22 protein-coding genes are annotated in these 13,966 nt (G+C 39.7%); 18 read left to right on the forward strand and 4 right to left on the reverse strand.

Annotated elements, in window-relative coordinates:
- The first annotated feature begins 38 nt into the window (after nucleotides 1-38).
- The 5 genes from FZ952_RS03700 to FZ952_RS03720 all read left to right on the forward strand — a co-directional run bounded on the left by FZ952_RS03700 (nucleotide 39) and on the right by FZ952_RS03720 (nucleotide 4,368).
- Nucleotides 39-302 (forward strand): hypothetical protein, encoded by a 264-nt coding sequence (locus FZ952_RS03700; protein WP_148880655.1) that lies wholly within the window; start codon nucleotides 39-41, stop codon nucleotides 300-302.
- Between the two features lie 182 nt (nucleotides 303-484).
- Nucleotides 485-910: a GNAT family N-acetyltransferase gene (locus FZ952_RS03705; RefSeq protein WP_148880656.1), complete on the forward strand. Its 426-nt coding sequence runs from the start codon at nucleotides 485-487 to the stop codon at nucleotides 908-910.
- Between the two features lie 15 nt (nucleotides 911-925).
- Nucleotides 926-1,384: a GNAT family N-acetyltransferase gene (locus FZ952_RS03710; RefSeq protein ID WP_148880657.1), complete on the forward strand. Its 459-nt coding sequence runs from the start codon at nucleotides 926-928 to the stop codon at nucleotides 1,382-1,384.
- A 191-nt stretch (nucleotides 1,385-1,575) separates the two neighbouring features.
- Nucleotides 1,576-3,873, forward strand: coding sequence for a DNA translocase FtsK (locus FZ952_RS03715; protein ID WP_148880658.1), 2,298 nt, complete (start codon nucleotides 1,576-1,578; stop codon nucleotides 3,871-3,873).
- Nucleotides 3,874-3,981: 108 nt separating this feature from the next.
- Nucleotides 3,982-4,368 (forward strand): VOC family protein, encoded by a 387-nt coding sequence (locus FZ952_RS03720; RefSeq protein ID WP_148880705.1) that lies wholly within the window; start codon nucleotides 3,982-3,984, stop codon nucleotides 4,366-4,368.
- A gap of 21 nt (nucleotides 4,369-4,389) precedes the next feature.
- Here FZ952_RS03720 and FZ952_RS03725 read toward each other — a convergent pair whose 3' ends face one another.
- Complete coding sequence (locus FZ952_RS03725; RefSeq protein WP_148880659.1) at nucleotides 4,390-4,743, reverse strand: DUF3397 domain-containing protein; 354 nt, start codon at nucleotides 4,741-4,743, stop codon at nucleotides 4,390-4,392.
- 150 nt (nucleotides 4,744-4,893) lie between these two features.
- Between FZ952_RS03725 and rplK the strand changes: the two genes are divergently transcribed.
- Nucleotides 4,894-5,319, forward strand: a complete 426-nt coding sequence (rplK, locus tag FZ952_RS03730) for a 50S ribosomal protein L11 (RefSeq protein WP_037616181.1) — start codon at nucleotides 4,894-4,896, stop codon at nucleotides 5,317-5,319.
- A 114-nt stretch (nucleotides 5,320-5,433) separates the two neighbouring features.
- Nucleotides 5,434-6,123 carry a 50S ribosomal protein L1 gene (gene rplA, locus FZ952_RS03735; RefSeq protein ID WP_037616184.1) on the forward strand — a complete coding sequence of 230 codons (690 nt, stop codon included), beginning with the start codon at nucleotides 5,434-5,436 and terminating at the stop codon, nucleotides 6,121-6,123.
- Between the two features lie 165 nt (nucleotides 6,124-6,288).
- Here the strand turns inward: rplA and tnpA are convergent, their stop codons facing one another.
- Nucleotides 6,289-6,753: an IS200/IS605 family transposase gene (tnpA, locus tag FZ952_RS03745; protein WP_148880660.1), complete on the reverse strand. Its 465-nt coding sequence runs from the start codon at nucleotides 6,751-6,753 to the stop codon at nucleotides 6,289-6,291.
- A gap of 209 nt (nucleotides 6,754-6,962) precedes the next feature.
- The gene (locus tag FZ952_RS03755; protein ID WP_148880662.1) at nucleotides 6,963-7,373 is read right to left on the reverse strand and encodes a hypothetical protein; all 411 of its coding nucleotides are present in this window, start codon (nucleotides 7,371-7,373) and stop codon (nucleotides 6,963-6,965) included.
- Nucleotides 7,374-7,573: 200 nt separating this feature from the next.
- Between FZ952_RS03755 and FZ952_RS03760 the strand changes: the two genes are divergently transcribed.
- The 11 genes from FZ952_RS03760 (at nucleotide 7,574) to FZ952_RS03805 (ending at nucleotide 12,985) form a co-directional block, all read left to right on the forward strand.
- Nucleotides 7,574-7,762, forward strand: a complete 189-nt coding sequence (locus tag FZ952_RS03760) for a hypothetical protein (protein WP_148880663.1) — start codon at nucleotides 7,574-7,576, stop codon at nucleotides 7,760-7,762.
- 36 nt (nucleotides 7,763-7,798) lie between these two features.
- Nucleotides 7,799-8,293, forward strand: coding sequence for a modification methylase Sau96I (locus FZ952_RS03765; RefSeq protein WP_148880664.1), 495 nt, complete (start codon nucleotides 7,799-7,801; stop codon nucleotides 8,291-8,293).
- 107 nt (nucleotides 8,294-8,400) lie between these two features.
- Nucleotides 8,401-8,862, forward strand: a complete 462-nt coding sequence (locus FZ952_RS03770; RefSeq protein WP_148880665.1) for a hypothetical protein — start codon at nucleotides 8,401-8,403, stop codon at nucleotides 8,860-8,862.
- A 1-nt stretch (nucleotide 8,863) separates the two neighbouring features.
- Complete coding sequence (locus FZ952_RS03775) at nucleotides 8,864-9,544, forward strand: DUF2786 domain-containing protein (RefSeq protein WP_148880666.1); 681 nt, start codon at nucleotides 8,864-8,866, stop codon at nucleotides 9,542-9,544.
- A gap of 59 nt (nucleotides 9,545-9,603) precedes the next feature.
- Nucleotides 9,604-11,106: a primase C-terminal domain-containing protein gene (locus tag FZ952_RS03780; protein ID WP_148880667.1), complete on the forward strand. Its 1,503-nt coding sequence runs from the start codon at nucleotides 9,604-9,606 to the stop codon at nucleotides 11,104-11,106.
- A gap of 149 nt (nucleotides 11,107-11,255) precedes the next feature.
- On the forward strand, nucleotides 11,256-11,432 hold the full coding sequence (locus tag FZ952_RS11560) for a hypothetical protein (RefSeq protein WP_187423864.1): 177 nt from the start codon (nucleotides 11,256-11,258) through the stop codon (nucleotides 11,430-11,432).
- Nucleotides 11,429-11,632 carry a hypothetical protein gene (locus tag FZ952_RS11735; RefSeq protein ID WP_148880668.1) on the forward strand — a complete coding sequence of 68 codons (204 nt, stop codon included), beginning with the start codon at nucleotides 11,429-11,431 and terminating at the stop codon, nucleotides 11,630-11,632. The genes FZ952_RS11560 and FZ952_RS11735 overlap by 4 nt, the downstream gene beginning before the upstream one ends.
- A gap of 13 nt (nucleotides 11,633-11,645) precedes the next feature.
- Nucleotides 11,646-12,053 (forward strand): hypothetical protein, encoded by a 408-nt coding sequence (locus FZ952_RS03790; protein WP_187423863.1) that lies wholly within the window; start codon nucleotides 11,646-11,648, stop codon nucleotides 12,051-12,053.
- Nucleotides 12,053-12,517, forward strand: coding sequence for a thioredoxin (locus tag FZ952_RS03795; RefSeq protein ID WP_148880669.1), 465 nt, complete (start codon nucleotides 12,053-12,055; stop codon nucleotides 12,515-12,517). Before FZ952_RS03790 ends, FZ952_RS03795 begins: the two co-directional genes overlap by 1 nt.
- Nucleotides 12,492-12,722, forward strand: coding sequence for a hypothetical protein (locus FZ952_RS03800; RefSeq protein WP_037616787.1), 231 nt, complete (start codon nucleotides 12,492-12,494; stop codon nucleotides 12,720-12,722). The genes FZ952_RS03795 and FZ952_RS03800 overlap by 26 nt, the downstream gene beginning before the upstream one ends.
- Before the next feature lie 11 nt (nucleotides 12,723-12,733).
- The gene (locus tag FZ952_RS03805) at nucleotides 12,734-12,985 is read left to right on the forward strand and encodes a hypothetical protein (RefSeq protein WP_148880670.1); all 252 of its coding nucleotides are present in this window, start codon (nucleotides 12,734-12,736) and stop codon (nucleotides 12,983-12,985) included.
- On the opposite strand, the gene FZ952_RS03810 is transcribed toward FZ952_RS03805, so the two are convergent.
- Nucleotides 12,971-13,927: a hypothetical protein gene (locus FZ952_RS03810; RefSeq protein ID WP_148880671.1), complete on the reverse strand. Its 957-nt coding sequence runs from the start codon at nucleotides 13,925-13,927 to the stop codon at nucleotides 12,971-12,973. The two genes, FZ952_RS03805 and FZ952_RS03810, sit on opposite strands and share 15 nt — an antisense overlap.
- Nucleotides 13,928-13,966 lie beyond the last annotated feature (39 nt).

Below are 13,966 nucleotides of genomic sequence, written 5' to 3' on the forward strand. Positions count from 1 at the left end.
AAGAAGTTATACTAGATAGGAAATATACGGAGAAAAGAATGAAGAAGTTCAACCTAACGAAAAAGAAGAAAGTTTGGCTGTTTATCCTGCTCTTAATTGCCCTGCTCCTACTAGCCATTGTGATCAATATCCAGCTGAATCAACCCGAACATATGAACGCTGACTATGTTGGGCTTTGGAAGTCAAGGTGGCATGAGGAAAATAAAGATTGGCTCTATCCTCTGAAAAATATCTGTCTCGTTATTTTAGCAGGTATAGCTGGTTCTGGATTGATGATTGTATTTTCCAAGGGTGAGAGATAGAAATAAGCTTTTGTAGATATGGTGTGGCCTATGAACATAAGGCAATTCGCCCTTATGTCCTAACAGACCAGCATTTAGAGGAGGCTGAGTCTTGGTTGAGGAAACAGTTGGGAGAATAGTTTATTGAAAGCAGTCAAAAAGACTGCTTTTCTGCTATAATAAAGAATAGAACGAGGTGACAGATGATTCGTAAAGTAAAACTAAGAGATGCTGCAGCTATTCAGCGGCTTAATGCAGAGTGCCTGGGCTATGATTTCGATAGGAAAGCGACGGAGGCTCAACTGAAGAGGCTGCTAGAGAATGACCAGCATTTGATTTTGGTCGCTGAAGCAGATGGACAGGTCATAGGCTACGCCCATGCGGTTAGCTACGACTGTCTCTATTTCCCGTCCTTGCTCAATCTCTTGGCTTTGGCCGTCGCTCAGGATTTTCAAGGGCAGGGACATGGCAGAGCACTGATGCAAGCTTTGCGTGAAGAGGCAAAAGCCGCAGGCTACACAGGGATTCGGATTAATTCAGGTATTTCCCGCTCCGCAGCCCATGAATTTTACCGCAGCCTCGGCTGCAGCGAAAAAGCAGACCAGAAACAATTTTATTGGAAATTTTAGAGAAAAGAGGAGTAGATGATGATTGAACCACTAAACCAGCAACATGCTTTGGAAATTGCTAAGGACTGGCATTATGAGGCACCTTATGATTTTTATGACATGAAAAATGACCTAGAGGATTATGAAGAAATGGTCTCCTCAGAAGCGCGTGGGGACCGTTATTATCAAGTTCTGCGAGAGGGGAAGCTCTATGGATTTTTCTGCTTGGATCAGAAAGGAGAGCGAACTTTGGAACTTGGTTTGGGGATGAAGCCGGAGCACTGCGGAAAAGGTCAAGGCGCTGCATTTCTGCAGGAAATTTTGGGCTTTATCATGGAAAATTTTGCGCCCCAAGTCCTAAGGCTATCCGTGGCTGACTTCAATCATCGAGCCCAGCAGCTCTATCTCAACATGGGATTTGAAATGGTGAGGCGCATCCCACAGGAAAGCAATGGCGATATTCACCTCTTTGTTAAAATGCAAAAGGAGTTTTGAGAAAAAATGGGCCTCTTTTATGGTGAATCTAGAATAGAGAAAGGAAAGCTGAGAAGGAATTTTCTGGGCTTTTCTTATGTCTTGAGTATACAATATAAGTGCACAATAAAAAAATCATAAGATTTTCTAGTAATTGAAACAACTTGAGTTTGATTATCTAAAACTAGCTAGATTGTGTTATAATGAAAATTATGGCAAATAAGAAAAATACGAAAAAAGGTCGGACTACTAGACGGCCGACAAAAGCAGAATTAGAAAGGCAGAAAGCGATTCAACGGATGATTGCCACTTTTGTTTTGGCTATCGTTTTGTTGTTTGCTGCTCTAAAACTAGGTGCCTTCGGGGTCACCATTTATAATTTAATTCGAGTTCTGGTGGGCAGTATGGCCTATGTGGCTATCTTGGCCAGTTTGGGCTATCTCTTTTTCTTCAAATGGCTGCATAAGCATGAAGGGATAATTTCAGGCTTTATCAGCTTTTTTCTGGGTTTGAGCTTGATTTTTCAAGCTTACTTTGTTCACGTTTTGCATTTGAAAGGGCAGATTTTATCCACAACTTTCACGCGAGTCCTGACAGATTTGCTGGCTTTTAAAGTGACCTCATTTGCTGGTGGGGGCTTGCTTGGGGCGGCTCTTTATGCGCCGATTTCTTTTCTTTTTTCAAATATCGGCTCCTATTTTATCGGTTTGCTTCTGATTGCGCTTGGAGTCCTGCTCATGAGTCCATGGTCGATTTATGATATTGCTGAGAAATTAAGCATAGCTTTCCAACAGTGGAGTGAAAAGAGGGAAGAAAAGCGGCAGCAAAGATTCCTTGAGCGAGAAGAGAGGGCTGCTCAAGAAGCTCTGAAAGCTATTGAGGTGGAACAAGAAGGACTTGGAGTGGATCCTGAGGCGGGTGAGATTTTAGATGATGAGGATCTGGCTCATACACCGGTTGATTTTGATGATGTAGACTATGATGAACCGGGCGACTATAATCCTCATGAGCCGCTAGATTTTGGCCACGAAGAGGAGATAGAAGAAGCTGACGCAGATGTCGAAGTAGATTTTACAGCCAAGGAAAGTCTGGACTATAAACTACCGACCATCAATCTCTTTGCGCCTGACAAGCCTAAGAACCAGACTAAAGAAAAACGGATTGTTCGCGAGAATATCAAGATTTTGGAAGAGACCTTTGCTAGCTTTGGGATAAAGGCTGCTGTTGAGCGGGCTGAAATCGGACCTTCCGTCACTAAGTACGAGGTCAAGCCAGCTGTTGGTGTTCGGGTCAATCGGATTTCCAATCTGGCGGATGACCTGGCTCTAGCTCTAGCTGCCAAGGATGTGCGGATTGAGGCACCAATTCCTGGGAAATCCCTAGTTGGGATTGAGGTGCCCAACTCTGAAGTTGCGACCGTGACCTTCCGAGAACTCTGGGACCAGTCGAAGACGGATGCTAGCAAGCTCTTAGAAATTCCGCTCGGTAAGGCCGTCAACGGCTCTGTTCGCTCCTTTGACTTGGCTAAGATGCCCCATCTCTTGGTAGCGGGCTCTACTGGCTCTGGTAAATCTGTGGCAGTCAATGGCATTATAGCCAGCATTCTCATGAAGGCCAGACCGGATGAAGTTAAGTTTATGATGGTGGATCCTAAGATGGTGGAGCTGTCTGTTTATAATGACATTCCCCACTTGCTTATCCCAGTCGTAACCAATCCTCGCAAGGCCAGCCGTGCCCTCCAGAAGGTTGTAGACGAGATGGAAAACCGCTATGAACTCTTCTCCAAGGTTGGTGCCCGTAACATTGCCGGCTACAATGCTAAAGTAGCCGAGTACAATGCTCAGTCAGAATACAAGCAGGTTCCCCTGCCTTTAATCGTCGTCATCGTGGACGAGCTGGCTGACCTTATGATGGTGGCCAGCAAGGAAGTGGAAGACGCCATTATTCGTCTGGGACAAAAAGCGCGTGCGGCTGGGATTCACATGATTCTGGCTACCCAGCGGCCATCTGTAGATGTTATCTCGGGTCTTATTAAGGCTAATGTGCCTTCTCGGATTGCCTTTGCTGTGTCTAGCGGAACAGACAGTCGGACCATTCTGGACGAAAATGGTGCAGAAAAACTCTTGGGTCGTGGGGACATGCTCTTTAAGCCTATTGATGAAAATCATCCGGTTCGTCTGCAGGGCTCCTTTATCTCAGATGAAGATGTGGAGCGCATCGTTGCCTTTGTCAAGAATCAAGCTGAAGCTGACTATGACGACAGCTTTGATCCTGGTGAAGTATCTGAAAGCGATATGGAGTCTGGCGGAGGTGACGATGAGGGCGATCCACTCTTTGAGGAAGCTAAAGCCTTGGTTATCGAGACGCAGAAGGCCAGTGCGTCTATGATTCAGCGGCGACTATCGGTCGGTTTTAATCGGGCTACTCGCCTCATGGAAGAGCTGGAAGCAGCCGGCGTTATTGGACCAGCTGAAGGCACAAAACCGAGAAAGGTCTTGCAGACCAATTAATCTTTCATTTGATTAGTTTGCCAGGAAGAAAATAATTCAATGAAACACAAATCTGCCAGCAGTCAGCCGGCAGATTTTCTCTACTTAAGAACGAAGGGAAAAGAAGTTATGAAACTAGACACTATTCACCATATTGCTATTATCTGTCATGATTATGCTAGGACCAAGACCTTTTATGTGGATAAGCTTGGCTTTGAGATGCTGGATGAGCACCACCGGCCAGATAAGGAGGACATTCTCTTTAATGTTCGCAAGGGGAATCTGACTCTGGAAATTTTCATCAAAGAAAAAGCTCCCAAACGGCCATTTCTACCTCATCCAGAACATACCGGTTTGCGGCATCTAGCCTTTCGAGTAACAGATGTAGAGGCTACTCTAGCGGAATTTGATCGTTTAGAAATTCCCCATACTGAGCTGCGTTATGATGACTTTGACGGGCGTAAGATGGCCTTCTTTTTTGATCCCGATGGCTTGCCTCTGGAGCTTCATGAATAAAAAAAGAGCCTTGGCTCTTTTTCACTGCAAAATAAATATACTGATGACCATAGCTAGATACATGAAGAATGTCAAGAGAAAACCGGCCCGCCAGAAGAATTTGAAAAATTTGGGATAGTAAAAAGTTTGTTTCTTTTTTAGGAAATAAACTGTGATAGCAATAGCCAGACCAGAGAGCGCTAAAACCAGCTGAGGCAAAAGACTGTGATAGAAAGCCTTGTCTGAGATGATATAAAACTCCACAATAAAGAAAGGGAAAGCCAAGTCTGCAAAATTCAAACCATATTTCTTTAATTTAAAGACTTTCACCGTGATAATAGTCAAAATGAGGGTTAAAAAGATAAATAATACTGAAGCAATTTTTAATAATACCATACAACTATTTTACCATAAAAATGCGAAAAGATAAGAATTTTTTCTTGCATTTTAGAAAGATTAGTGTATAATGGAAAGGTATGCGAAAAGCATACTTGTGGGAGGTAAAAATCTTTATTTACCGCCAAAACCACAAAGGAGGATTTAAAAATGGCTAAAAAAGTCGAAAAACTTGTAAAATTGCAAATCCCTGCTGGTAAAGCTACTCCAGCTCCACCAGTTGGTCCTGCGCTTGGTCAAGCCGGTATCAACATTATGGGATTCACTAAAGAGTTCAACGCTCGTACAGCTGATCAAGCAGGCATGATCATTCCAGTTGTTATCTCTGTATACGAAGACAAATCATTTACTTTCGTTACAAAGACTCCACCAGCTGCTGTTCTTTTGAAAAAAGCTGCCGGTACTGAAAAAGGATCAGGCGAACCAAATAAGAAGAAAGTTGCAACAGTTACTCGTGCGCAAGTACAAGAAATTGCTGAAACTAAGATGCCAGATTTGAACGCTGCAAACATTGAAGCTGCAATGCGTATGATCGAAGGTACTGCTCGTTCTATGGGATTCAAAGTTGTTGACTAATCAATGACCCCCAAACATGCGATATAAATCGCTGGAGACCCGCAAGACTTCATCATTTCGAGAAGTGACGTGGGAGATGAAAATCGATTGAACCACTTACAAGGAGAATAAAAAATGGCTAAAAAAAGCAAACAACTTCGTGCTGCTCTTGAGAAAATCGACAGCACAAAAGCATACAGCGTAGAAGAAGCTGTAGCTCTTGCAAAAGAAACTAACTTTGCAAAATTTGATGCAACTGTAGAAGTTGCTTACAACTTGAACATCGACGTTAAAAAAGCAGATCAACAAATCCGTGGTGCAATGGTATTGCCAAACGGAACTGGTAAAACTTCACGCGTTCTTGTTTTTGCACGTGGTGCAAAAGCTGAAGAAGCGAAAGCTGCTGGTGCAGACTTCGTGGGTGAAGATGACCTCGTTGCAAAAATTAACGGTGGCTGGCTTGATTTTGATGTAGTTATTGCTACACCAGATATGATGGCGCTTGTTGGACGTCTTGGACGTATCCTTGGCCCACGTAACCTCATGCCAAACCCTAAAACTGGTACTGTAACAATGGATGTTGCTAAAGCAGTTGAAGAGTCTAAAGGCGGGAAAATCACTTACCGTGCAGACCGTGCAGGTAACGTACAGGCTATTATTGGTAAAGTTTCATTTGAAGCTGACAAGTTGGTTGAAAACTTCAAAGCATTCAACGATACCATCCAAAAAGCAAAACCAGCTACTGCTAAAGGTACTTATGTAACTAACTTGACTATCACTACTACACAAGGTGTTGGTATCAAGGTTGATGTTAATTCACTTTAATTAAAGTTTTGAAATACAGATAAATCATAACCACCTGTCTAACGGGTGGTTTGTTCCGGGGCTATAAGCCCACATCACCAGCCAGCGCCTAAAGACGCTGGCTTTCACTTTGTTCAAGCCTCATTGCTCTTGACTCGTCACAAACCTCTCAAAGAGGTGGTTGCATTACTTACCACTATCCCTAAAGGGATCCTCATATTCTTTTACACTCAATTTATCCAACGCTATATCATGCTTTTCCTGCTCTTGGATATATTTCTTGATGGTGGCTTCATTAAGGCCAACTGTACTCACGTAATAGCCTTCTGCCCAGAAATGTCGGTTCCCAAACTTATATTTGAGATTGGCGTGCTTATCAAACATCATGAGAGCACTTTTACTTTTTAAATATCCCATGAAACTAGAAACACTTATCCTTGGTGGAATGCTTACTAACATATGTACATGATCTGGCATTAAGTGTCCCTCAATAATTTCAACTCCTTTATAACCACATAATCGGTGGAATATTTCACCCAAACTGTTTCGATATTGATTATAGATAACTTTTCGTCTATACTTAGGTGTAAACACAATGTGATATTTACACATCCACTTTGTGTGTGATAAACTATGTGCCTTTTGCACCATTTTTTCTCCTTTCGCTTCACAATTGGCTTGAACACCTTTATTGTATCGCGTTGGGAGTTTTTTGGGTATAACCTTCGATGCGCACCCGCATAGCGGGTGGTTTATTTGTCTCGCACCTAACGGAGCGAGACGGACTAAAAGTCAATAATAAAAACCATTCTAGATTTAGAATGGTTTTCTTTTGTTTAACAAGCTTTCAAAGAATAGGGCTAATTCAAATAATTATCTATATATTTTTGGAAATCAGGATATTTTTGACGATTCATTGCATAAAGCATTTCCCCATATAAGGGATCTCTAGGGTCGTCGGGTTCTAAAAGAACAGCAATTTTGAGGTCATTGTCAGGAAAAGCAATAGTGTAGTGATAAGTATCGTTGACAGTGATGGAATAATATTTTGTATTGTCTTCATATCCAGACTTATCAAGAACATAATGAAATTCCTTGTCTCCTAATTTTCCAGTGTTTTCCTCGAAAACTAGGTCAATATTTTCTCCCGAGGAACCCTGTGCTTTCCATTTTCCGCGGTACGTTTCACCTCGGCCGATGCCTAAAATACTACAAGCGCTCAGACAGATAAGGATAAATATAGTAAAAACGAATACTATGGATTTTTTCATTGGAAACCTCCTTGTGTAATCCCTTTTATATTATTCTACCATATTATTGAGAAAGGATGAATCTTTTTATGAAAATCAGGTTTGACCCGTAAGTGGTAAGAGTTTTTAGAATAAGAAATAATCCTGTATTTATGGGGAGAACGGAGAAATCTGTTCTCCTTTTTGTTCGCTTAAAATCTCATAAAGAAGGGAGTCTTACCATGAAGGAATTGGAAATTGTGATGAATATTAACACTTTAGAAATCTATGAAGTCATTGACCACGATCAGGAAACGAATTCAGATGTAACTGAAGAAAATGGAGATTCTATTTCTAGTCAAAAGGAGTCACAAACTATGTTTCGTCAAATTAATTTATTTGAGGAAATGAACTTGGTAAATACGTCTTAAAAAGTGCTTACAACAAGGTATAACTAGGAGGCTAGAATGATTAGAAATAAATTTTATGATCAGTTGATCAGTAGCGAGCCAATGGGTTTCATTGATCCTCTAACTGATTTAGGGGAGTTTGATTCTATTCAGATGAAATTCAAAGATCCTGTTAGAAACTTGGTAAATAAGTACTCTGGTAAACCTTATAACTTGAGCTGGCAGAGGAAAATCGAAAATATGAGAGTACTCTATGTCCAATATCAGAAAAGTTTGATAATGGAAGACCAAGAACAAGCTATCCATAATAGAGTTAGAAATAAAGAATCTAAAGAACATGTTCATGAAATTGTTACAACGTATTTGAAGCTAGGATTCAAGTTCAAAGAGATTGAAGCAAGAATTTCCCTGTTTAATACACGTCTTCGACGAAACTGGAAGAGAAGCGACTATGTAACAACTACAAGTCCTGAATTTTATTTGAAGAGAGATTTACAGGATGGTTATTGTTTGCCAAACTCAACTCTTCCACAGAGTATGAAAGCTAACTAAAGGAGAAGTTATGACTCAAGAAGAAATAGATAAGATGATTGAAAATTGGGTAGAAAATGGCTTCCCAACCGAGTTAAAACGATTGTTACCTGATTAGGAGAAAAAACATGGAAACAGGAATTTGTAGACGATGCGGATGTAATTGGATTACCCCTTGTATCGATGAAAAGTATGGTCCTTGCTGGTGGGTAGATAAAAATAGAACGCTGTGTAGTCATTGTTTTTATGGTTTTAATGATGAACCTTATCAGACGAAGGTTTACTATAGACCAGGTTATGACTTTCTTGAGAGAGATAGAGAATTCGCTTGGGAAACCTTGACAAATTCAAAAAGTCACTGGGTCTATGATATGGAACATGATGTATTGTGTGTAGTTGGTTTGGGAGACCACATTGGAGCAGTTCGATTCATTGTAAGAGAATTTTATGGACTTGACCGTATTTATCGTGATGAAATTCCTAAATGGCAGGAAATTATTGCTAATAACATGATTTTTCACAATGCAGCGGTGAATGAATCAGAACATTACGCTAGCTGCCTGCCTAGAAAGTATAGAAGTGAGGATTGATATGAATAACAAGGTTATTTTTAAGATACAGAACCTTCTTGAATTAGCTTATGATGCGCCAAATGATGAGGAAGGACAAACAGCACTTCTAATGGCTCAAAAACTCATGGTAAAGCACAATCTATCTATGAATGATGTAATAACTACTCAAACTAAAAACAAGATTGGAGAAACAGTAGGCACCTGGGAGTATAGAATGCCTTGGTGGCAAGAGAAATTAGCAGCTATTCTAGGTGAAAATTTTAGATGTAAAGTGATAAGAAGAAGGGTTGTGGATGAAGGAATTACTCAGATTATCTTCTTTGGCTATCAGTCCGATGCTGAATTGTGTACTAAGGTTTATGAAGGAGCTATCTTATATCTGAAATATCGATTAAAACGGTTCTTTTCTATAATTCCCAAGGCACGTTGGAAAGATTATAAAAAGTCATACTTGTTAGGATTTCTTGCAGGACTAGACGAGCGATTTAGAAAACAGGCACAAACCTCAGAAGAATTTGCGTTGATGGTGCAAGTCCCAGCAGAAGTAACGGAAGAACAAAAACGGCGTATGGGAGAATTGAAAAGTTGCGAAACTAAAGTAAAGATTGAGAATGTTGATTTTGAGGCATATGTAGATGGTCTTGACCATGCAAAAGAAACGAAATTGATGCCGGAAGAACTTCTTAAGGAACAAATTTAATTATTGAGAGGCATTGAAAAAATGAAGAAGCTATTTTCAAAAGAAATAAGGAGACCTAAATGGTAAAACAGATAGAGACAATCTGTAACTTAATCCTCAAAGATGGGTTAAGACAAACCAAATTTAAGAATAGCCACCTGAAATTAGTCTCTTCAGCTGAAGAAGGAAAACGTGGGGCTATATTTGCCTATCGTTCTAAGGCTAATATGGTAAAGGCACGTGGGGTTGTTCTGACATCGATGGAAGCTATTTTTGAGAATCAAGATGGCTTTACGCATTGGACACCGAATGTCTATCGCTATGGCTCTTATAGCGACGAGAAACGACAAATTACACGTGGACATGCTGAAGATAATCTGAGACAGATTAATACTTTTTACATAGATTTTGATATTACTCCTTCTGCTGAAGAGATGACTTCTGGAGACATCCTAACAGCTGCTATTGATCTAGGATTTATGCCAACCTTGATTCTAAAATCAGATAAAGGCTACCAGGCTTATTTTGTCCTGAGACAAGCAGCTTATGTGACCACTCATTCACAATTTCGAGTGGTCAAAGTGGCTAAGGCTATCTCGCAAAATTTGAGAAACTATTTTGCTCAAAATTTACCAGTTGATATGACCTGCAACCATTTTGGGATTGCACGGATGCCACGAACAGACAATATTGAGTTTTTCCACAAGGAATACACCTATTCCTTTCAGGAGTGGTTAGACTGGTCTATGAAGCAATCTAATCTCCCCTTTCCAAGCAAGAAACCGAATCTAAGTGTAATATCAGGAACTGCTGGGGTAAAGCAGATTGATGAGCCCTGGTATCAGATGCTTCTGAATGAGTCGAACATTAAGGGAGCGAAAGCCTTGATGGGAAGAAACAGCGTACTTTTTACATTAGCTCTTGCTAACTTCTCATCTGGTGTCTCTCAGGGCGATTGTGAGGTCATTTTGAATGATTTCAACTTAGGATTGGATGAACCAGTCCATTCAGGGGAACTCCTGAAGCTCATTGCGAGTGCCTATTCTGGCAAATACGAAGCTGCTAGCCGTGAGTACATCACACTATTATGTAAAGCGTGGGTGAATAAGAATCTCAAACATACTGATCTATTCGTTAAACAACGCTGGTACAAATTCAAAAAGAAACGTGCAGATCGCAAATATAGTCATCTGTCAGAGTGGAAAGCAGACATCATGGCTTATTTAGAACGGACAACACATGAAGCTGGAGACCCGTTTATCCAGACGACAAAGAAGGCACTTAGAGAAACACTCAGTATTCCTGAAAGAAGCTTGGATAAGGTTTTAAAAGCTTTGAAACAGGATCAAAAGGTCTTCTATACAATTAAATCTGGTCGTTATGGAGGGATTAAATTAGCTTCTGTGAAAGCCATTGTCTTGTCCCTGATTCAAGTGAAAAAAGAACGCCAGGAGGCTTATTTTGCTAGTATTGCAGCTTTTTTTGAAGAAAGCTTAGGGTTTACCAAACGGGTGCTAGAAGGAGTTAAAAATGGGCTTAAACGAGTGACACAAGTGTCTTTATTTGAAGCAGATATTGGTTGATAGGCAGAAGAAATTTTAAACCCGCAAACTGCCTTACATTTATATCTCTGATACTGAGAGGCAGAAATAGCAGTAACTAAAATAGTCATTATCATTAGTATTGAAATACTAAGTTATAGTGTAGGAATCATAAAGGAGGACGAGAGGAAATGAAAACTTTATTATTAGTTATTAGTATTGTAGTAGTTCTATTTGTTGTTCTAATAGCAGAAATCCTAACGGGCAACCACGCTATTAGATACGATAATGGATATGATAGTGAATTAGAAAACGACTATCATGCAATAATTTCTCAAATTAAAGAGAAAGGCGGAAAAGAGAAATGAAATACATTATTTTTAGTTTTGAAGAAGGAGACTACCTCTGTGACGAAAATAATTGTCTTTTAGTATTTGAGAGTAGAGGGTTGGCCAGTCAATACATGCAAGAGAACTATCAAAAACCAATGCCTATCCAACGAACGAAGAGAATTATGCATTATCCGAAATGTTATCAGGCTCCCTTTAAGGTGGAAAAAGTTTGCTGAAAGGAGGAAGATAATGGATGATATTAAGATTGTACGTGGGTACTATTTAACAGGATTAGGTCAGGAACCACTCGCCTACTATTTTAAGATAACAGCTGATTTTCCTGAATTTGAGACAATTAAGCCTGGAGATATTGCTTTGACCTTTTATCAGAATGGAGAAGCGATTACAAGCATCCCAGCGCTGATTAGAGTGGACGGTCTGATTGAGGCAGAAAAACAAGTCCTTGAGTTTCTTCAAAGTGAGAAGAAGGATCATTTCCCAATGTTACCACTGGTGAGTGTCTTTGAACAATTTGACCCATTGCGATTCAATCTAATGATGACAACCTTTGATTGTCTAAAATCGGAGATAAAACGTTTGGCAAAAGTGAGTTACGTTCAGGGAGATTTGTTCGAGTTTATGGAAGGAGAAGAATAATGGATAATCGATTTAAAATTTTAAAACTAGTTTGTGGTACGCTAGCTGCTATTGTAATGTTATCTTTTACGATTGTTGGCATACAAACTACTTGGACTGATTATGTGGCTAGGGATTATGACAAACACCTCACAGAGCAAGTTTATGTGGATACTGCGGTGAATCAGAATGTGAACCTGATCTTTTATAAAAAGGGCTGTCCTTACTGTGAGAAAGGTAAGACAGCTGTTATTACTGCTGCTAAAAAGAGTATTTATCCGTCATTTTACATCAATGTAGAATCAGAATCTGGCCAAGTTTTAGTAAAAAAATATCAGGTAAAAAAAGCAGCGACACTTGTCACGCTAAGAAACGGTAAACCACAGCTTTATTTCTATGCCGCTAAGGACAGAGAAGAGGATATTAAGGCTGATAAGATAGCTATTAAGGAGGCTTTAAATGACTCGAAAAACAAAGATCAGTAAGTGGGCAGAAACTGCCTTCCAATTCGATAGTGAATTGTGGCGTACGAAAACAACTGAAGGAATGGTTGTCCTAGGGAAACTTCCTGATGGAACTTTTACCTTGCACCGATTTAATGATGAAGGTGGAAAGCTTACGCATATTTCAGAAAGTGAAGCCTTATGGTTAACGTTGGATCTCGCTCCAGAAAAGATGAATTGTATTTAGGAGGTTTCAAAATGGAACAAAAATATTATGCTGTGCTGATTCAAATCAATATCGGGAAAAGTGTCTGGTTAGTTCCGCAAAAAAGTGGGAAAGTAGCTTGGTCAGATGAAATTAGTGGGACAAGAGTTTTTTCTAGTTATGAAGAGGCCAAGCAAACTGTTGAAAGTCATTTCCTAGAAGATTTTGGCTTTATTGGTTCGTATAAAATCATTGAGTTCACTCACCAAGAACTGTTGGATTTTGAAATTTTAACTGATAACTAAATAGTCCAAAATATCTTCATACCCCACGTCGGGATTGATGTACTTTTTGGAGCTGTGTTTACGAAACTTACCAAAGTAAAACAGCTTTAGTAGTTGTTTATCTTTTGCTGCTTTTTCTAACGTTTTGAGCTTTCCTTTGACTCCATGATGGTCAGCGAGGCTTTTGTTAATCGTAATAGATGGGTAATTAGTAACACCATCTATTGTGCATTTACTGTTAAATCTAACTAAAAAATAGCTCTTTTCAGGCTGAAGTTTGTTATCAAAATACTTTACTGTAGCAGTGTCGTAATAGATATGAACGACCTCTAAGTTGATTCCTTTTTGGTCAGCTTCTGCTAGATTGACAAAGTACCTTTCCAGTTGAATTTCTTGTTTATTTTTAGAGTAGAACGTGTATTTTTCGCCTGATTGGTATTCTAAAAAATAGCGTATAAGGGCAGTAAGTTGCTTGATATGACTCCGAAAAGTTTTGTTATCTTCGGTAGAAGATGAACGAGAGCGTTGATGTGTCATCTGAGTATTACTAATTTCAGATGATGGAGTGCTTTCATTCTTTTGTCTAGGTTCAGTGACAATAGCTAGTGATCCTTTAACAAGATCTAGATCAATGATGAGTTTGTTTTTCTCTCGAGAAAAAGAACCATGGTTTTCTGATGTCACCTCTTGTTCTCTTTGTTGATAATGTTCAATCATGCGTTGACAATTATCAGGGTCATGCTCTTGATTTCTTGCTCCAGGAGTAAAATAAGGTGTTTTGTTAAAGTCTGGATTATTGAAGTTCGCTAACGTCAATTTGAAGGGACATTTTTCACCACATTGAAACTTTTTGGCATCAGTCAAATGATGAGATGAACCAATTGGAGTACGAGAAAAATCATAGGCCTCCTTAGCGGTTAAATCAGTTTTTAACTCAAGGCTATAAGCAGATGGAAAACTCATAAATCTATACCTCTCAATGATAATTCATTATCTTTATTT

Origin of the sequence: Streptococcus sp. Marseille-P7376 (genome assembly GCF_902460385.1) — a bacterium.
GTDB lineage: Bacteria > Bacillota > Bacilli > Lactobacillales > Streptococcaceae > Streptococcus > Streptococcus sinensis.